This is a genomic window from Peribacillus deserti, assembly GCF_002863585.1.
In the GTDB taxonomy this organism is placed as follows: domain Bacteria; phylum Bacillota; class Bacilli; order Bacillales; family DSM-1321; genus Paraperibacillus; species Paraperibacillus deserti_A.
In genome coordinates this window covers 21,095-40,097 of record NZ_PGUY01000075.1, presented here as the reverse complement: position 1 = coordinate 40,097, position 19,003 = coordinate 21,095, and the positions used below count along the sequence as shown (strand labels likewise).

General features: G+C 44.1%; 14 protein-coding genes. 12 read left to right on the top strand and 2 right to left on the bottom strand.

Annotated features, from left to right (window positions below):
- Window positions 1-379: 379 nt before the first annotated feature.
- Window positions 380-1,111, top strand: coding sequence for a glycerophosphodiester phosphodiesterase (locus CUU66_RS21745; RefSeq protein WP_101645492.1), 732 nt, complete (start codon window positions 380-382; stop codon window positions 1,109-1,111).
- Window positions 1,112-1,153: 42 nt separating this feature from the next.
- On the opposite strand, the gene CUU66_RS21740 is transcribed toward CUU66_RS21745, so the two are convergent.
- The gene (locus CUU66_RS21740) at window positions 1,154-1,405 is read right to left on the bottom strand and encodes a DUF2627 domain-containing protein (protein WP_101645491.1); all 252 of its coding nucleotides are present in this window, start codon (window positions 1,403-1,405) and stop codon (window positions 1,154-1,156) included.
- A 165-nt stretch (window positions 1,406-1,570) separates the two neighbouring features.
- Here CUU66_RS21740 and CUU66_RS21735 point away from each other — a divergent pair, with 165 nt between their 5' ends.
- The 8 genes from CUU66_RS21735 (at window position 1,571) to CUU66_RS21700 (ending at window position 11,819) form a co-directional block, all read left to right on the top strand.
- The gene (locus CUU66_RS21735) at window positions 1,571-3,640 is read left to right on the top strand and encodes a sigma-54 interaction domain-containing protein (protein WP_101645490.1); all 2,070 of its coding nucleotides are present in this window, start codon (window positions 1,571-1,573) and stop codon (window positions 3,638-3,640) included.
- A 130-nt stretch (window positions 3,641-3,770) separates the two neighbouring features.
- Window positions 3,771-4,679, top strand: a complete 909-nt coding sequence (yqiS, locus tag CUU66_RS21730) for a phosphate butyryltransferase (protein ID WP_101645489.1) — start codon at window positions 3,771-3,773, stop codon at window positions 4,677-4,679.
- A 31-nt stretch (window positions 4,680-4,710) separates the two neighbouring features.
- Window positions 4,711-5,808, top strand: coding sequence for a branched-chain amino acid dehydrogenase (gene bcd / locus CUU66_RS21725; protein WP_101645488.1), 1,098 nt, complete (start codon window positions 4,711-4,713; stop codon window positions 5,806-5,808).
- An 89-nt stretch (window positions 5,809-5,897) separates the two neighbouring features.
- Window positions 5,898-7,004: a butyrate kinase gene (buk, locus tag CUU66_RS21720; protein WP_101645487.1), complete on the top strand. Its 1,107-nt coding sequence runs from the start codon at window positions 5,898-5,900 to the stop codon at window positions 7,002-7,004.
- A 17-nt stretch (window positions 7,005-7,021) separates the two neighbouring features.
- On the top strand, window positions 7,022-8,443 hold the full coding sequence (gene lpdA, locus CUU66_RS21715; protein WP_101645486.1) for a dihydrolipoyl dehydrogenase: 1,422 nt from the start codon (window positions 7,022-7,024) through the stop codon (window positions 8,441-8,443).
- A 67-nt stretch (window positions 8,444-8,510) separates the two neighbouring features.
- Entirely contained in the window at window positions 8,511-9,518 is a 1,008-nt protein-coding gene (locus tag CUU66_RS21710; RefSeq protein WP_101645485.1) for a thiamine pyrophosphate-dependent dehydrogenase E1 component subunit alpha, read from the top strand.
- Window positions 9,519-10,502, top strand: a complete 984-nt coding sequence (locus CUU66_RS21705) for an alpha-ketoacid dehydrogenase subunit beta (RefSeq protein ID WP_101645484.1) — start codon at window positions 9,519-9,521, stop codon at window positions 10,500-10,502.
- 30 nt (window positions 10,503-10,532) lie between these two features.
- Entirely contained in the window at window positions 10,533-11,819 is a 1,287-nt protein-coding gene (locus tag CUU66_RS21700) for a dihydrolipoamide acetyltransferase family protein (protein ID WP_101645483.1), read from the top strand.
- A 777-nt stretch (window positions 11,820-12,596) separates the two neighbouring features.
- On the opposite strand, the gene CUU66_RS21695 is transcribed toward CUU66_RS21700, so the two are convergent.
- A complete protein-coding gene (locus CUU66_RS21695) occupies window positions 12,597-13,493 on the bottom strand; it encodes an alpha/beta hydrolase (RefSeq protein ID WP_101645482.1) in 897 nt (298 codons plus the stop codon).
- A gap of 242 nt (window positions 13,494-13,735) precedes the next feature.
- Between CUU66_RS21695 and CUU66_RS21690 the strand changes: the two genes are divergently transcribed.
- From CUU66_RS21690 to meaB, 3 genes are read left to right on the top strand one after another with little or no spacing between them, the layout of a single operon-like run.
- The gene (locus CUU66_RS21690; protein WP_142383761.1) at window positions 13,736-15,631 is read left to right on the top strand and encodes a methylmalonyl-CoA mutase family protein; all 1,896 of its coding nucleotides are present in this window, start codon (window positions 13,736-13,738) and stop codon (window positions 15,629-15,631) included.
- On the top strand, window positions 15,632-17,803 hold the full coding sequence (scpA, locus tag CUU66_RS21685; protein WP_101645480.1) for a methylmalonyl-CoA mutase: 2,172 nt from the start codon (window positions 15,632-15,634) through the stop codon (window positions 17,801-17,803).
- Window positions 17,803-18,867, top strand: a complete 1,065-nt coding sequence (gene meaB / locus CUU66_RS21680) for a methylmalonyl Co-A mutase-associated GTPase MeaB (protein ID WP_101645479.1) — start codon at window positions 17,803-17,805, stop codon at window positions 18,865-18,867. Before scpA ends, meaB begins: the two co-directional genes overlap by 1 nt.
- Window positions 18,868-19,003: the final 136 nt, after the last annotated feature.

The window sequence follows — 19,003 nt, the reverse complement described above, 5'->3', positions numbered from 1 at the left end:
ACTGACACCTTCGGTCATAAGCCAATCGCCATTAAAAGGCAAAATCGGCCTTTTACTGCCGCTCGTCTTATGCCGGTCAGGTGTCTGCTTTCTTTTAATGTTTTGCCTCTAGTTATAAAAGATCATCAGTCAGCTTTTGGATGGATCTTTTCTTGAAAAGCACCGTCCTCCGCTTTTCGATCAGGTGAGACCCCACAGGCGAAGCCGAGGAGGCTCAGCGCCCGCCCCTAAGCTCCGCGAGCATCCTGTAGTGGAATTCACCTCCTTGTTCAATAACAACAAAGTTTGCGAAAACAGCCTTTTTAAAAAAAGCAGGTATTTCCTATACAATAAGTAATAGATATTAGAAGAATCGCTTTTTTCAGGGAGGATTATGTAAATGACTCAAATCTTTGCACACAGGGGATCAGCGGGCACTTATCCAGAAAATACGATGATCTCGTTTCACGAAGCACTTAGAACTGGAGCAGAAGGAATAGAACTGGATGTACAGCTCAGCAAAGATGGACAGGTTGTGATCATTCATGATGAAACGGTTGATAGAACCACGAATGGCAAAGGGTATGTAAAGGACTTAAATATGGACGAAATCAAAACTCTCAATGCAAGCCATAAGTTCGCAAACAAATATGGAAAAACGGGCATTCCTACGTTGGAAGAGTTTTTATTATGGTTTAAAGATACGCCTCTTCTTTGTAATATTGAACTGAAAAACGGTTTTCAACCCTCAATGGGACTGGAAGAAAAAGTGGTCCATATGATTAGGAAATATAATCTGCAGGAGAGAATCGTTTTATCTTCCTTTAATCATTACAGTATTGTACACTGCTTTCGGCTCGCACCCGAAATCGAGATTGCCCCCATTTACAGCAACGGGCTTTTTATGCCTTGGATCTATGCGAGATCTATACGCGGAAGAGCGATTCATCCGAGTCTAAAAGTAATATCAGACGGCATGATTGCAGAATCAATGAATGCGGGTATCGCTGTCCGGCCGTACACCGTCAATGATGAATCACAGATGAAACGTCTGTTTAAGGTAAAGTGCAGTGCATTTTTTACAGACTTCCCACAAAAAGCAGTGAACCTGCGGAAAAAGATGAACGTATAAATGAAAAATCCCAGCTGGATAGCAGCTGGGATTTCCTGTTTTTTATAGAGTTGTCCTGCGTTGGTTCTTAAACCGATCCTGAACTTTATTGCGCTTACGGTCTCGATGTAAAACAAAGCCGGCTACAAATCCAATGCCGCCCAGACAAAAAATAAGTCCGCATAGAAACTGCAGCCAAAAGGCAGTAAACGGAGGCTGTAAAATAGCAAAAAGCATGTCTCTCATAAGTTTTATTCCATATACGGCCAATGCACCAGGGATGAACAATATTAAAACGGCAATAAATCGCTTCATAGAAGGAGTCCCTTTCTGAAAAAATCTTCCTACACCAAATCATAGTTTATTATAAAAATTTGTCAAGACACCCTCTTTTCCGATAAAATTCAGGTAAGTGTGAAAGAAATTGCGCAGGTAACGCATGAAAAAAATTGCAAATCTCTATTAGGAGATGGGAAAAGCATGCAAAATGTAGTAATCATCGGTGCTGGTAATGGCGGAACTGCCATCTTGAGGATGCTCCAGGAAATTGAATATCTGGCGGTCCGCGCTATCGTAGACATAAAAACAGATGCTCCCGGCATTCTGCTTGCTAAACAAATGGGAATAACGACCGATTCAGACTGGCGTTTGTTAATGGACAGCAGCGTCGACATTATTATTGATGTAACAGGAAGTGATTCTGTTTTTAATAGTATCCGGAATGCCAAGCCCCCTAATACTGTACTCGTACCTGGGGCGGTAGCTAAGATCCTTTCAAAAAGTTTCGAGGATAAAGAGAATCTGATTAAAGAATTACAAGAACAGACATATACCCATAATTTAATCTTTGACTCAGCTGATGACGGGATGATTGTAGTCAATCAGAACAGCCAGGTCATCATCTTTAATAAAAGTGCTGAGCGGATTACCGGTGTGCCTGCCGGTGAAGTGATTGGAAAGCATATCATAGAGGTGATTCCAACAAGCCGGCTTCCAAAGGTCCTCGTCTCCCAGCAGGTGGAAGCGAATAAAGAACAGATTCTTCAAAACGGTCTGAAAATAATTACCACAAGAGTGCCAATGGTTAATGAAATGGGCATGAGTATTGGAGCCTTTGCTGTCTTTAAGGATATTACCAGGGCTGTTAACCTTGCAGAGGAAATAACAAACCTGAAATCCATCCAGGTGATGTTAGAGGCGATTATTCAATCCAGTGATGAAGCAATTTCAGTGGTGGATGAAGAAGGCAGAGGAATTTTAATCAACCCCGCTTATACGAGACTTACCGGTCTTAAAGAGGAAGAAGTCATCGGTAAGCCGGCTACGGCTGATATATATGAGGGTGAAAGCATGCATATGCAGGTGCTTAAGACCAGAAGGACGGTTAGGGGAGCCAAAATGCGTGTTGGCCCCAACCGAAAAGAAGTGATTGTCAATGTTGCTCCAGTCATCGTAGATGGCAGGCTGAAGGGCAGTGTCGGTGTCATTCATGATATGTCAGAGATTGAAAACCTTACCCGCGAGCTAAGCAGGGCCAGGCAGATTATTAGAACACTAGAAGCCAAATATTCATTTGAAGATATAATCGGCCGTTCAGAAGAAATGGAATTGGCCATTGGGCAGGCCAGGCTTGCCGCACAAACTCCCGCAACCATTCTGCTGCGCGGAGAGTCGGGAACTGGCAAAGAGCTTTTTGCACATGCGATCCATAATGCAAGCGACAGGAAGTTCAATAAGTTTGTCAGGGTGAATTGTGCTGCGCTATCAGAGACCTTGCTTGAGAGTGAGCTTTTTGGTTATGAAGAAGGAGCATTTTCCGGTGCAAGAAGAGGCGGGAAAAGAGGTTTGTTTGAAGAAGCGAATAACGGAAGTATTTTCCTGGATGAGATTGGAGAAATATCTGCCGGAACCCAGGCTAAACTCCTGCGCGTCCTGCAGGAACGGGAAATAATGAAGGTAGGGGCTACAAAAGCATTTCCCATTAATGTGCGTGTCATTGCTGCAACCAATGTGAATCTTGAACAAGCAATCAAAAGCGGCGGCTTTCGAGAAGACCTGTATTTCAGGCTGAATCGGATGCCTATTCATATCTCACCTTTAAGAAGCAGAAAAGAAGATATTGAACCCTTAAGTACATATTTAATTCAAAAGCTGAATCAAGAATACGGCCGGAATATAGAAGGGATTACTCCTGGGGCTCTGGATAAACTGAAAAGATACAGCTGGCCGGGCAATGTTAGGGAACTTGAGAATATTCTAGGCCGCGCCATGATCTTTATGAAGCTTCATGAAACGTGGATGGAAGTGAAACATCTTCCTGACGTTATTGAAGCAGAGCAGAAGAAAGATTTCACTTCTCCATTCTTTGGGACAGAACGATCTAAGAATCTGGCACAAAAAGTTGAAGAGTTTGAGACGGCAATCATTACACAGTCCCTTCAGCAAAATGCGGGTAATAAGACGGCTGCCGCAAAGGCTCTGGGAATATCCATCAGGAACCTATATTATAAGCTGGAAAAATATAAAATTGAAGATATTAGCGTGCAATAATTTGCATGGAATGCAAATTATTGCAGGGGTTATTTGTAAAAAAAGCTAAGGTAGAGGGTAAAGCGTTTTGGCACGAAATTTGCATTAGTACATAGTTGGGTACTATTTCTCTAAGCAGGGAGATGGATAAATGAATTTAGAGATTTTATTGGAAAAAGCAGCCCGAATGAATGACACGACAGTGGCTGTCGCCGCAGCTGACGATGGTGATGTAATTGAAGCGGTTGCCTCAGCCGCGGCTAAGAATCTTGCTAAGTTTAAATTATTTGGGAACAGCGATAAAATAAACCATCTGCTCGAAATGGCAGAAGCAGGGTTATCCAGCCATGGCAGTATACAGGTTTATCATACAACCTCTATCGAGGAAGCTGCTGGGCTTGCTGTCCAATCCGTAAGGATGCATGAAGCCAGTGTATTAATGAAGGGGAATATTCCTACAGCTGATCTTCTAAAAGCCGTCCTCAGCAAGGACTCGGGCCTCCGGACGGAAAACATGCTGTCACATGTTGCTGCGTTCCAGATACCTGGACATACCAGAATGATCTTTATCACAGACGCTGCCATGAATATATCGCCGGATCTTAAAGCAAAGGCGGAAATTATCCATAACGCCGCTGCCATTGCCCGAAGCGTCGGAGTGGAAATGCCAAAGGTAGCCGTGCTTGCAGCTGTAGAAGTGGTGAATCCAAAAATGGAGGCTACCGTAGATGGAGCTCTGCTGACACAGATGAACCGGCGGGGGCAGATCAAGGGCTGCATTGTTGACGGACCTCTTGCTCTTGATATTGCGATATCAGCAGAAGCGGCCGAACATAAGGGGATTCAAAGCGAAGCAGCCGGCGCTGCAGATATCCTGCTCGTGCCTAATATTGAAACAGGCAACAGCCTGTATAAATCGCTCGTATACTTTGCAAACGCGAAAGTAGGGGCAGTAATAGCCGGGGCAAGAGCTCCGATTGTATTAACATCCAGGTCAGATTCCGCTGAAAACAAGCTGTATTCATTGGCGTTGGCAATCTGCTCTGCTTCTAATAACTAATTCAACCGCAAACTTGAGAGGGGCTTTAAAAGTGGAAATTTTCAAATACCTTGAAACATATGACTATGAACAAGTGGTTTTCTGTCAGGACAAAAAGTCAGGCTTGAAAGCAATCATTGCTATTCATGATACAACTCTGGGACCTGCACTTGGCGGAACGCGTATGTGGACTTACGAATCGGAGGAAGCTGCCATTGAGGATGCACTGCGCCTCGCAAAAGGCATGACGTATAAAAATGCCGCTGCCGGACTCAACCTTGGTGGCGGCAAGACCGTTATCATTGGCGATCCTAAGAAGGATAAAAATGAAGCGATGTTCCGTGCATTCGGCAGATATATTCAAGGTTTGAACGGCCGTTATATTACTGCTGAAGATGTGGGCACCACTGTGGCGGATATGGATTTGATTCACGAGGAAACGGATTTTGTAACAGGAATTTCTCCTGCCTTCGGTTCATCAGGCAACCCTTCACCAGTCACTGCATATGGCGTATACCGGGGCATGAAGGCTGCTGCTAAAGCGGCATTTGGAGATGACTCTCTTGAAGGTAAAGTGATTGCCGTTCAGGGTGTCGGGAATGTTGCTTATAACCTTTGCCGCCATCTTCATGAAGAAGGTGCTAAACTGATCGTTACGGACATCAATAAGGAAGCTGTCCAAATGGCGGTCGAAGAATTTGGTGCAAAAGCCGTAGATCCCCAGGATATCTATGGCGTGGAATGTGATATTTACGCACCGTGTGCACTTGGGGCTGTTATAAACGACAATACTATTCCCCAGCTGAAAGCAAAAGTCATTGCAGGAGCAGCCAATAATCAGTTGAGAGAAACAAAACACGGTGATTTGATTCATGAAATGGGCATTGTATATGCACCGGATTACGTAATAAATGCCGGGGGGGTTATCAATGTTGCGGACGAATTGTACGGATACAACCGTGAACGTGCCATGAAGAAAGTTGAGCTCATTTACAATAACATTGAAAAAGTCATTGAAATTGCGAAACGCGACGGCATTCCAACATACAGGGCAGCTGACCTGATGGCTGAGGAACGAATTGAAAGTGTCAGAACTTCTACAAATACCTTCTTGCAGAATGGGAAACACATCTTGAACCGCCGCCGTTAATCGTAGATACAATGGTTTAGGTAATTACAGCAGAAACAGGATTGCAGGCTATGGCCGCTTTCCTTTTCTTTGCTATTGGAGGTATCTACATGCAGGGACATTATAAGCGAATACTAGTCATCAATCCGGGATCTACCTCCACAAAAATAGGTGTCTTTGATAATGATCTGCCTCTTCTTGAAAGAACTATCCGTCATGATACTTCAGAAACGAGTATTTTTGAGAATAACTTTGAGCAATTCGAGTTCAGGAAGAACATTATCCTGCTGACATTGGATCGAGAAGGTATTAATATTTCAAGATTAAGTGCAGTATGCGGCCGCGGCGGCCTGCTGAGGCCCATTGAAGGCGGAACCTATGAAGTCAATGACTTGATGCTGAGAGATCTTAAAGAGGGATTCAACGGGCAGCATGCCTCCAATTTGGGCGGCATCATTGCTCATGAAATAGCAAGAGGCCTCAATATTCCTGCTTTCATTGTAGATCCTGTAGTCGTTGATGAATTGGAACCGATTGCCAGGATTTCAGGGTTCAATTTGATTGAAAGGAAAAGCATCTTCCATGCACTCAACCAAAAAGCTGTTGCCAGAAGAGTCGCCAAAGAATTAGGCAGAAGATATGAAGAGCTGAATTTGATCGTCGTACATATGGGCGGCGGAATAACAGTCGGGGCCCATAAAAAAGGAAGAGTTGTAGATGTAAATAATGGACTTCATGGTGATGGTCCTTTCAGTCCGGAAAGAGCAGGAACCGTGCCGGCTGGAGATCTGATCAAACTCTGCTATTCAGGAGACTACTACCGCGATGAGGTCATGAAAATGCTGGTAGGCAAAGGCGGTATGGCTGGGTATTTAGGAACGAGCGATGCCGTTAAAGTGGAGAAGATGATCGCCTCAGGAAATAAGGACGCCGAAATCATATATGCAGCAATGGCCTACCAGGTTGCTAAGGAAATAGGTTCACAAAGTGCCGTGCTCGAAGGCAGAATAGATGCCATTATCCTGACCGGCGGACTTGCATATGGCAAAGAATTTGTAAATGCAATATCTAAAAGGGTGAACTGGATTGCCGATGTGATTGTCCAGCCTGGAGAAAATGAACTGCAGGCCCTAGCCGAAGGTGCCCTAAGGGTGCTTTCCGGAGAGGAAAAGGCTAAACAATATCCTAATACTGCTCGCAAAACGATGACCTTATAAATAGGAGTGAAATCATTATGGCACAGGAATACGATTTAGTGATCCTCGGCGGAGGAACCGGGGGATATGTAGCGGCAATCCGTGCCGCCCAGCTGGGATTAAAAACCGCCATCGTGGAAAAAGGGAAGCTGGGTGGAACCTGCCTTCATAGAGGCTGCATCCCTTCAAAAGCGTTATTAAGAAGTGCGGAAGTTTTCAGCACCGCTAAGAAAAGTGAAGAATACGGTGTTACAACTGGTGAAGTCGGACTCAATTTCCTTAACGTGCAGAAACGGAAAGATAAAATAGTAGACCAGCTCCATAAAGGCGTACAGTTTTTAATGAAAAAAGGAAAGATTGATGTTTTTGAAGGTATTGGAAGAATTCTGGGGCCATCCATTTTTTCCCCTATGCCTGGGACGATTTCCGTGGAAATGAACAGCGGCGAAGAGAACGAAATGCTGATTCCTAAGAATGTAATCATTGCTACCGGTTCAAGGCCGAGGTCACTCCCAGGTTTGGAGATTGACGGCCATCTGGTAATGACCTCAGATGAAGCGCTGCAGATGACAGAGCTCCCTAAATCCATCGTCATTGTAGGCGGGGGTGTCATTGGCATCGAGTGGGCCTCGATGCTTGTTGACTTTGGTGTTGAAGTCACGGTGATCGAATATGCTGACCGCATCCTCCCGACAGAAGATAAGGAAGTATCTAAAGAAATGGAACGGCTCCTTAAAAAACGGGGAGTCAAATTTGTCACGGGAGCAAAAGTCCTCCCAGAAACGCTCCAAAAAACGGAAAAGGTAAATATTTCTGCAGAAATAAAAAATGAAACAAAAGTATTTGAAGCAGAAAAAATTCTTGTTTCAGTGGGACGTATGGCAAATACAGAGGGCATCGGCTTACAGAATACCGACATTCAGACAGAAAAAGGATATATTCTAACCAACTCTTTTTATCAGACGAAAGAATCGCATATCTATGCGATTGGCGATGTCATCGGCGGCCTCCAGCTGGCACACGTAGCTTCCCATGAGGGAATTACTGCCGTGGAGCATATAGCTGGGAAAAACCCCGGGCCAATCGACTATACAACCATATCAAAGTGCATCTATTCAAGCCCAGAAGCTGCTAGTGTGGGTCTCACTGAAGAAGAAGCTAAAGAAAAAGGCTTTAAAATCAAAACAGGCAAGTTTCCATTCAAGGTAATAGGGAAGGCGCTGGTATATGGGGAATCAGATGGTTTTGTAAAAATCATTGCGGATGAAGAAACAGATGATCTTCTAGGTGTACATATGATCGGCCCGCATGTGACGGACATGATCTCTGAAGCAGGTTTAGCCAAGGTTCTTGATGCAACTCCTTGGGAAATAGGCCATACCATCCACCCGCATCCAACACTTTCGGAAGCCATTGGGGAAGCGGCGCAGGCAGTGGATGGACTTGCGATCCATACTTAACAGTGTTGAGCCTGAACGGTTGTTTGGGATGCCATTTTAAACAAATAAAATTATAGGAGGTTTTTTCATGGTTGAAAATCGCCATAAGGGCTTAGGGCTAAGTGATGAAACCGTATTGGATATGTACGAAAAAATGCTGTTGAGCCGTCGGATTGATGAGCGGATGTGGCTCTTGAACCGTTCCGGAAAAATTCCATTTGTTATCTCATGCCAGGGGCAGGAGGCTGCCCAGGTAGGAGCGGCTTTTGCCCTTGACAAAGAAAAGGATTATGTTCTTCCCTATTACAGAGACGTAGGTGTAGTGGTCTCATTTGGCATGACAGCAAAAGAGCTTATGCTGTCTGGGTTCGCTAAAGCGGAAGATCCTAACTCCGGCGGCCGTCAGATGCCAGGACACTTTGGTCAAAGGAGCAACCGTATTGTAACCGGTTCTTCACCTGTTACAACCCAGGTTCCGCATGCTGTGGGCATTGCTCTTGCCGGTAAAATGGAAGGCAAAGATCTTGTAACGTTTGTTACGTTTGGAGAAGGCTCTTCCAACCAGGGGGATTTCCATGAAGGGGCTAACTTTGCCGGTGTACATAAATTACCTGTCATTTTTATGTGTGAAAATAATAAATACGCCATCTCGGTACCGATAGAGAAACAGCTTGCCTGTGAAAATGTCTCAGACAGAGCCATTGGATATGGAATGCCTGGATATACGGTTGACGGCAACGACCCATTAGAAGTATATAAAGCTGTAAAAGAAGCGGCAGACAGAGGGCGCCGTGGGGAAGGACCTACACTCATTGAGACGATTTCATATCGTCTTACAGCCCACTCAAGTGATGATGATGACCGCATTTACCGTGCACCTGATGAAGTGGCGGAGGCTAAAACGAAAGATCCAATCATTACGTTTGGTGCTTACCTGAAGGAAACAGGAGTGCTGAATGACGAGCTTGAGGAACAAATCAATAAAAAAATCATGCAGATCGTAAACGAAGCTACTGATTATGCGGAAAATGCTCCATATGCAGAGCCGGAGCATGCTTTGAAATACGTGTATGCCGAGGAGCAGGGGGAGTTTTAAATGGCGGTAATTTCTTATATTGATGCTGTAACCATGGCGATGAGAGAAGAAATGGAAAGAGATTCCCGCGTTTTCGTACTCGGAGAAGATGTCGGGAAAAAAGGCGGAGTATTTAAAGCAACGCATGGTTTGTATGATCAGTTTGGTGAAGCCCGTGTCATTGACACTCCGCTTGCAGAATCAGCGATTGCCGGAGTCGGTATCGGAGCCGCGATGTATGGAATGAGGCCTATTGCTGAAATGCAGTTTGCTGATTTTATCATGCCTGCCGTGAATCAGATTATTTCAGAGGCTGCGAGGATCCGCTATAGATCCAATAACGATTGGAGCTGTCCGATTGTAGTACGTGCACCTTACGGCGGCGGTGTTCATGGAGCTTTATATCATTCGCAGTCGGTAGAGAAGGTATTTGCAGGGCAGCCCGGTCTTAAAATAGTGATGCCATCTACGCCATACGATGTTAAAGGCCTATTAAAGGCGGCGATCCGCGATGAAGACCCGGTATTATTCTTTGAACATAAGCGTGCCTATCGCCTCATCAAGGGTGAAGTGCCAGATGATGATTATGTGCTGCCGATCGGTAAGGCAGATGTGAAACGCGAGGGCGACGATATTACGGTGATCACTTATGGACTTTGTGTTCATTTTGCCCTGCAGGCAGCAGAAAGGCTTGCAAGCGATGGTATATCCGCTCATATTTTAGACTTGAGAACCATTTACCCGCTGGATAAAGAAGCGATCATTGAGGCAGCCTCCAAGACTGGTAAAGTCCTGCTGCTGACAGAAGATAACAAAGAAGGAAGCATTATGAGCGAGGTAGCTGCCATCATCTCTGAAAATTGTTTGTTTGATCTTGATGCGCCGATCAAACGATTGGCTGGTCCTGATATACCTGCTATGCCATATGCACCTACGATGGAAAAATTCTTCATGGTTAATCCTGATAAAGTAGAAAAGGCAATGAGAGAGCTGGCTGAGTTTTAATTCACCAGCTAGCTGAAGGAGGGATATACATTGACAATAGAACAATTAAAAATGCCTCAGCTGGGTGAAAGTGTTACGGAAGGTACGATCAGTAAGTGGCTCGTTTCTCCCGGAGATAAAGTAAACAAGTATGATCCAATAGCGGAAGTGATGACCGACAAAGTAAACGCCGAAATTCCCTCGTCTTTTACGGGAACAATTAAGGAATTACTAGCTGAAGAGGGTGAAACTCTCTCTGTAGGAGAATTCATCTGCTCCCTGGAAATAGAAGGCGGGGAAAAGGAGGAAGCAAAGGAAAGCGCTGTTGAAGAAAAAAAAGCTGCAGAACAACATACCCAGCCACAGGCTAATCAAAACAAAGCCAGATATTCACCGGCCGTTTTAAAAATAGCTCAGGAAAACGAGATTGATTTAACAAGGGTTACAGGCACAGGTGCTGGTGGAAGGATTACAAGAAAAGACCTGCTTGCCATTGTTGAAGCAGGCGGCATTCCTGCACCTGCGAATGAAAAGCCGGCCGTCTCGGCGCCAGAGCCAGCTCCTTCCAAGCGTTCTGAAAAGCAGGAAGCTCCAGTTCAGCAAAAGAAACCAGATGCCATTCAAATTCCAACAGCTGCTGGGGATATTGAGATACCGGTTACTGGGGTACGCAAAGCTATTGCGGCTAACATGCTGAGGAGCAAGCACGAAGCCCCGCATGCATGGACAATGGTGGAAGTTGATGTAACAAACCTGGTTTCCTACCGTGATTCATTGAAAAAAGAATTTAAGCAGACAGAAGGCTTTAACTTAACGTACTTTGCCTTCTTTGTTAAGGCTGTTGCTCAAGCTCTTAAAGAATTCCCGCAGATCAACTCCATGTGGGCTGGAGATAAAATCATCCAGAAGAAGGACATCAACATCTCGATTGCCGTTGCAACAGAGGATGCCCTTTATGTTCCTGTCATTAAACATGCTGACGAAAAAACCATCAAAGGAATTGCTCGGGAAATTACCGAACTGGCTGGGAAGGTGAGAACGGGCAAGCTGAAATCAGATGAAATGCAGGGCGGTACATTCACTTTAAATAACACGGGCTCTTTCGGTTCTGTCCAGTCCATGGGTATTATCAATTACCCACAGGCGGCGATCCTGCAGGTGGAGTCCATTGTTAAACGCCCGGTCATCATTGACGGAATGATCGCGGTCCGTGATATGGTAAACCTCTGTATGTCCTTAGACCACCGTGTCCTGGACGGACTCGTGTGCGGCCGTTTCTTAGCCAGGGTAAAAGAAATCCTGGAAAACACTTCAAAAGAGAATACACCGATTTATTAAGAAAAACGCCGGGAACGAAGATGCACCTCGATTGTTAGGAAGTAAAAACTAACAATCGAGGTGCAGTTTTTTAGGTAAATCCGCTGGAGGGGCAGTAAAAAGTATTTGCTGCTGTGATTTGTTTTTTATTTTTTGATTAGTAGTGTACTGGTCCTTTTATTCTATGTAAAAACACTATCACTGACGTGAACTCAAAGCTATTAATTTTGAGGAAGTCATCGACAGGTGAATGTGCCTGCCATTATATATTCCGCTATTTGAAATTTGATCATAACACCCATCAAACCATTAATTCTGATGGTAGACTGAGTGACAATGGTCATTTTAAAGAAGGATAGGCCAAATTTTCCGGGAATCGTTGATTTATAGTTCAAAAAAGCTCTATTTGTTAACATATCTTTATTAATTAGCGGTCTTAGATACATAAAACCGGTGAGATTTGTGGCTAAAATACTGTTTGGATAAAACTTTACATCTCCTGTAGGTTCCTATGCTTATGTTTTCAGCTTTTATGCTTAAGTTTTTGAATTTTATGCTTAGGTTTGTATGATATATGCTTACGTTTGGCAATTTATGCTTATGTGCAAAAAATGTATGCTTATCCTTCAGCGTGTATGTTTATCTTAGGAGGTTTATGCTTATTTTCTTTAACTTATGCTTCTCTCAAGCCTTAATGAGATCTGCCCTTTGTTGTACATAATGACTGTTGTCTAAACAAGTTCCGATTCCTGCCTTCTACCCAAAAACAGAAGATTGGGGTGAAATGACCCTGTAAACTTATTTTAAAAAGTGATCTATTGCCCTTCTCATCGCTTCCCGTTTAGCTTTAATCTCTGCTGCCGGCTGTTTAGTTCCTTTTAATGTTTTAGCGAAGAAAGAAAGGATCAAAGGCAGGATATCATCCAACTGTAAGGTTCCTCCATTATAGTCATCGTGGTCTCCATTTTTAATACGCAAGAAGGAAACGTCCGCTAATCCATTAAATAGAAATTCCGCCTGTCCAACTGGTACGATTTCATCTTGATCTCCATGGATAATTAAGAATGGCGGAACATCTTTTGTGATATGTGTAATCGGATTAAGTTCTTGAGCTATCAGTGGTTTGTCCTTGTGGTAAGTGCTTCCTATAAGGCATGCTTCTGGGGAGTTGGGAGCATCGTGCCATCCGCCCATTTTAAGGATGTCAGTTGGGCCTGCAGAAGTACACACCGCCTGGACCCGGCTGGAATATCCGGGTGACCCGCTGTTTCCTTTGAGTTCTGGAATATCTTCCGAGGTTCCAAGCAAGGCGGCTAAATGACCGCCAGATGAATGACCCCATACACCGATTTTATTTGGATCAATCTGATACTTTTCGGCATGAGCTCTAAGCCATCTGACAGCAGCCTTTACATCATGGATTTGAGCAGGGTGTGAAGCGTTTTTAGTGGATCGATGATTGATACTGCAGGTTACGAAACCATATTTAGCAAATTTCAAAGTCTTCTTTCCTCCGCTTGAAGCCTTATCACCAAACTTCCAGCCGCCTCCATGAATATATATAATTGCCGGAAAAGGCCCCTCACTATTTATAGGCTTGCAAAGATCTAACAGTAGCGGCACACCGCCGCCATTACCGAATTCTATATCTGAGATAAACTTTGTATCATACACTGGCAAGCTAATTAAATCCATACCTAACCCCCATATTTTTTGATTTATTTTATTATCTGATAATTTACTTTTAAAAGCAATTATTTTTACGTTGTAATTAAATATTCCTTGGCCAGGTGCCCGACAATTGTTAAAATACCATTCACTTTTTCATTTAATTGCACAAATATACTGACTGTTCTAAAATATAGAAAGGGATTCTTATGTGATTATAGAGGGGGAAAGCTTCACGCCGGCATACAGCTGTGTTTGAAAGCGATTACATGAAAATTAAAGAATTACGAGAAATTACCTTTCCTAATCCGGGTTATGATGTGTGGAAAACCACTGCCGAAGCAAGCCTGAAAGGGAAGAGTGTTGATAGCCTGACAAGGTATACATATGAGAATATTCAATTAAACCCCATATATACCGAGGGAAACAAAGCTGAGGAACTGCCTGGGAAATTTCCATTTACAAGAGGAATCTCGTCTCTGGGCTATAGAGAACAGCCTTGGGGAATTGCCCAGACACTAAAGGAAACGGATTATAAGGATTTGTTGAAAGAATTAGATGAGGCTGTCGCAAATGGTCAAAATACAATTTCCTTTGATTTTTCCTCATTAAAGGATGTACAATTCTCAGATTTTGAAGAATTAATGCGGAGCCTCCAGGAAAGAAACCTGCCTCTTTATCTGGATTTAAAGGGTACACAGGCCTACTTTTGCAAACTGACAGATGAGGCCATAAAAAACCAGATAAACCTTGGTTTCCAGGGCGCAGCTGCTGAGGATATCATTTCAGAAGCTGTCATGGCTGGGCAGCTTCCTGAGAATGAGGCCCTCTTTTTTCATGACTGGGCCGGCAGGATAGCAGAAATGGACAGCATGATGCCAGACTTAAGAAGCGTCCTTATAAAATCATCGATTTATCATAATGCTGGAGCGAATGCTGTTCAGGAATTAGCCATGGCTGTATCTCTTGGAGTGGAATATCTGAATAGGGCTGAAGAAAACGGGCTCTCTCTAGAGACGGCAGCCAGCAAGATGATTTTTTCATTTGCTTTGGATTCAAACTTCTTTATGGGGGTTGCGAAGCTGAGAGCCGCCAGACGGTTATGGGCTTTAATAGGGGATTCCTATAAGGCCGACCATGACTTCTTTAAAATGGAGATTCATGCTGAGACCTCGTTATTTACGCAGTCTTATTATGATCATCATGTTAATATCCTTAGAACTGCCAATCAGGCATTCGCTGCTGTTACAGGCGGAATTCAATATCTGGAGATTCATCCCTTTGATTCGATTTCTGAGGAAAGCAAGGACCTTGCTAAAAGAATAGCGCGAAACATCCACTTTATTTTAGCTGAAGAAGCCCATTTAAAATATGTGACAGATCCTGCGGCGGGATCTTGGTATGTGGAAAGCCTGACTGATCAGCTGACGCAGGCTGCGTGGGAACTGTTCCTGGAAATAGAGGAGCAGGGCGGTGCCTTCTCTGCACTGGAAAGCGGCTGGATACAAGAACGAATTTCCAATATATTCGAAGAAAAGTCAGAGTCCGCTCTTAAAAGAAAAGAACGAATAATAGGAACGAATGTATATGCTGACATTAATGAAAGGAAGAAGAAGGGCCCAGCCAAACGAGAAACATCCAAAATGCTTATCGATTTATCAAAATATGGGCTTAAGCCTGTCAGGGCTTTAACGTCAAACAGGCTCGCATCACAGCTTGAAGAAATCAGAAGAGCTGCCGAACAGATTAAAGATCGGCGCGGTAATTCAATAAAAGTGGGATTGATCGGCTTAAACTCCCTTAAAAGCTTCAAGCCTCGAGCTGATTTTATAAACGGTTTCTTCTCGGCGGGAGGAATACTTTCTTTTCAGAGCAAAGGAATCCAGAGTGACCACGCAGAAGAAGCCCTCAATTTTGTTAGTCAAAATCATGATACGCAGCATTTCTGTATCTGCGGAAGCGATGAAGACTACGATAACTATGCGGAGTCTTTGGTTAAAGTCATTAAGCAGGTAGATCATGTTCAAAAGGTGTATATCGCTGGGAAACTGCCAGAAGCTCTGGCTCAAAGTTTGAAACATGCTGGTTTAGACGGAATGATTCATGCAGGAACAAGCCTGGAATTCATCAATGAAGTTTTACAGGATATGGGGAGTGAAGATTAAATGGCAAAACCCAACTTTCAAAATATTAATCTGAACACTGCATTGCAAAGCAAGGGAGTTCAGATGCATTCTTCAGCTTTTAATGAGGATAGGGATTATTTGACCAACGAAGAAATTCCTCTCAGGACGGTTTATACTGAAGAAGATATAAAGGACCTGGACCATCATTTGAACTACCCGGGAATTGCGCCGTTCACCCGTGGGCCATATCCAACTATGTATGTGAACAGACCCTGGACGGTCAGGCAGTATGCCGGCTTTTCCACGGCAGAGGAATCGAATGCTTTTTATAAGCGGAACCTTGCAATGGGGCAAAAAGGTTTATCGGTTGCCTTTGATCTTGCCACACATAGAGGATATGATTCAGATCATCCCCGCGTCATGAGTGACGTTGGCAAGGCTGGGGTGGCAATCGACTCAGTAAACGATATGAAAATATTATTTGACGAAATACCTCTTGACCAAATGTCTGTGTCCATGACGATGAATGGGGCGGTTCTTCCTATATTAGCGTATTTTATTGTGACAGCAGAGGAGCAGGGGGTAAGCGGGGAACAGCTTTCCGGAACCATCCAAAATGATATATTGAAAGAATATATGGTTCGGAATACGTATATTTATCCACCTGACATGTCCATGAAAATTATAGCTGATATTTTTGAATATACTTCAAAGCATATGCCTAAGTTCAACAGCATCTCGATTTCAGGATATCATATGCAGGAAGCGGGAGCTCCCGCAGACATTGAGCTTGCCTATACTCTTGCAAATGGTTTGGAATATGTAAAGACAGGAATTGGGGCAGGAATCGATATCGATACCTTTGCGCCAAGACTTTCGTTCTTTTGGGCGATTGGGATGAACTATTTTATGGAGGTTGCTAAGCTCCGCGCAGCCAGGTTTATCTGGGCTAAACTTATGAGACAGTTTAAACCGGAGAATCCGAAGTCTCTGGCACTTAGAACTCATTGCCAGACCTCGGGTTGGAGTCTTGCGGAACAAGACCCCTTCAATAATGTAACCAGGACGTTGATTGAAGCGCATGCTGCAGCGATGGGACACACACAGTCCCTGCATACGAACGCATTGGATGAAGCCATAGCGCTCCCTACTGAGTTTTCTGCCCGGATTGCGAGGAATACGCAGCTGTACCTTCAGGAAGAAACCGGTATCACCCATGTAATTGACCCGTGGGGAGGGTCGTATTACATGGAGGCTCTGACTGACGGTCTGATCAAAAAGGCATGGTCGCATCTTGAGGAAATCGAGAGCTTAGGCGGCATGTCAAAAGCAAATGAAACAGGGCTTCCTAAAATGAAGATTGAAGAGGCTGCAGCAAAAAGACAGGCACATATCGATTCTGGTAAAGAGATGATTGTAGGTGTAAATGCCTTCCGTCTTGAAAAAGAAGATGAGCTGGAAATATTGGAAGTAGATAATACAGCCGTTCGTCTGAGCCAAATTGAAAAATTAAAGAAATTAAAACGTGAAAGAAACGAAGAAAAAGTGAAGGCTGCTCTCGAGGCTATTACAAGATCGGCGAAAACAGGCTGCGGAAATCTGCTGGAACTAGCCGTAGAGGCGGCAAGGGAAAGAGCGACTGTCGGGGAAATTTCAAATGCGATTGAGTCTGTTTCAGGCCGGCATAAAGCCATCATCCGTTCTATAAGCGGTATTTATAGCAATTCTTACTCCAACGAAGATGAAATAAAGGAAGTTCAGGAACTTACGCAGGAGTTTTTGCAGCTGGAGGGGCGCCGCCCGCGGATTCTTGTCGCCAAAATGGGACAGGATGGACATGACAGAGGGGCAAAAGTGGTAGCTACCGCTTTCGCTGACCTTGGCTTTGATGTTGACATCGGACCGTTATTCCAGACTCCGGAAGAAACCGCTCTCCAGGCTGTAGAAAATGATGTGCATGTAATCGGAATGAGTTCACTTGCCGGCGGACATAAAACTTTACTGCCTGAACTGAAAAAAGAGTTAAAGAAGCTGGGGAGAGAGGATATCTTAATTATTGCCGGCGGGGTAATTCCTGCTCAGGATTACCAGTTCCTTAAAGAGAATGGCGCCTCCCTGATTTTTGGTCCGGGAACGATCATTCCAAGGGCTGCGGTACAGCTTATTCAAGAAATTTATACACGCCTTGGGTACGAGGAAGTGTCTGATTAATGAAGTCTGATGATCAAGCAAACCTTGCTGGGAATGGCAATCCTAGAAGAAAATTTTTTAAAAAGAATACAGCAGCGGATCCTGATATTGATGATTTATATAAAGGCATCCTTGAGGGCGACAGGGCTAAGCTTGCAAAAGCCATAACGCTTATCGAGAGTAATGCCAGCCGCCACTTTGAGAGTGCACAGAAACTGCTGGAAAAATTACAGTCCGAACGGACCGATTCTATCAGAATAGGAATCTCGGGTGTGCCCGGAGCTGGAAAGAGTACGTTCATAGAAGCATTTGGGACCTATTTATGCAATACGGGGTATCGAGTTGCTGTCCTGGCCGTAGACCCAAGCTCAACCTTAAGCGGAGGCAGCATTCTCGGTGATAAAACCAGGATGGAGGAGTTAGCGAGAAATCCGAATGCCTTTATCAGGCCGTCTCCAACAGGAGGTACGCTTGGCGGTGTCCATCGTAAGACCCGGGAGAGCATTACGATATGTGAAGCCGCCGGTTTTGATGTAATTTTGGTGGAAACAGTAGGTGTAGGTCAAAGTGAAGCGATGGTAAGGGAAATGGTCGACTTCTTTTTACTTTTAGTTTTAACAGGAGCAGGCGATGAACTTCAGGGAATGAAAAAAGGGATCATGGAGCTTGCAGATGCTGTTCTAGTAAATAAAGCGGATGGCAGTAATATCCCGTTTGCAGAAAAAACAAGAGCGGAGTATAACCGGATTCTTCATTTCATACAGCCGGCAACTACAGGCTGGGAAACCAGGGCATACACCTGTTCAGCTCTTACATTAAAAGGCATTGAAGAATTTTGGCATGTCATCAAGAGATTTAGAGAAGCCTGTGGAGCTTCGGGGATTTTGCAGGAGAGGCGTAATAATCAGTTGAAAGATTGGATGAGTTCACTGATTTCTGAGCAGCTGACAAACTTATTTTATCAAAATAGGGCCATTCAGAATCTGCTTCCGGCAGTCCAGAAGGAAGTAACAGCAGGAATAAAACCAGCAGCCAAAGCCGTACAGGAGTTATTTCATTATTTTCGGGACGCCATGAAAGATTAAATAGGTTGTAAAAAAGAAAATGGATAGCGCACTCCTGCGCTATCCAACCTAGGGAGTTTAGGGGTATGGTTCTAGATGTACTACTATCTTTCCCTGGCCTTACAATATTAAACTAAAATAACGAAATTTTTTATAA

Bases quoted from the DNA above. Each gene is read 5' to 3' on its own strand.
- CUU66_RS21745 (WP_101645492.1), top strand. From the start codon at position 380: ATGACTCAAATCTTTGCACACAGGGGATCAGCGGGCACTTATCCAGAA.
- CUU66_RS21740 (WP_101645491.1), bottom strand. From the start codon at position 1,405: ATGAAGCGATTTATTGCCGTTTTAATATTGTTCATCCCTGGTGCATTG.
- CUU66_RS21735 (WP_101645490.1), top strand. From the start codon at position 1,571: ATGCAAAATGTAGTAATCATCGGTGCTGGTAATGGCGGAACTGCCATC.
- yqiS (WP_101645489.1), top strand. From the start codon at position 3,771: ATGAATTTAGAGATTTTATTGGAAAAAGCAGCCCGAATGAATGACACG.
- buk (WP_101645487.1), top strand. From the start codon at position 5,898: ATGCAGGGACATTATAAGCGAATACTAGTCATCAATCCGGGATCTACC.
- lpdA (WP_101645486.1), top strand. From the start codon at position 7,022: ATGGCACAGGAATACGATTTAGTGATCCTCGGCGGAGGAACCGGGGGA.
- CUU66_RS21710 (WP_101645485.1), top strand. From the start codon at position 8,511: ATGGTTGAAAATCGCCATAAGGGCTTAGGGCTAAGTGATGAAACCGTA.
- CUU66_RS21705 (WP_101645484.1), top strand. From the start codon at position 9,519: ATGGCGGTAATTTCTTATATTGATGCTGTAACCATGGCGATGAGAGAA.
- CUU66_RS21695 (WP_101645482.1), bottom strand. From the start codon at position 13,493: ATGGATTTAATTAGCTTGCCAGTGTATGATACAAAGTTTATCTCAGAT.
- CUU66_RS21690 (WP_142383761.1), top strand. From the start codon at position 13,736: ATGAAAATTAAAGAATTACGAGAAATTACCTTTCCTAATCCGGGTTAT.
- scpA (WP_101645480.1), top strand. From the start codon at position 15,632: ATGGCAAAACCCAACTTTCAAAATATTAATCTGAACACTGCATTGCAA.
- meaB (WP_101645479.1), top strand. From the start codon at position 17,803: ATGAAGTCTGATGATCAAGCAAACCTTGCTGGGAATGGCAATCCTAGA.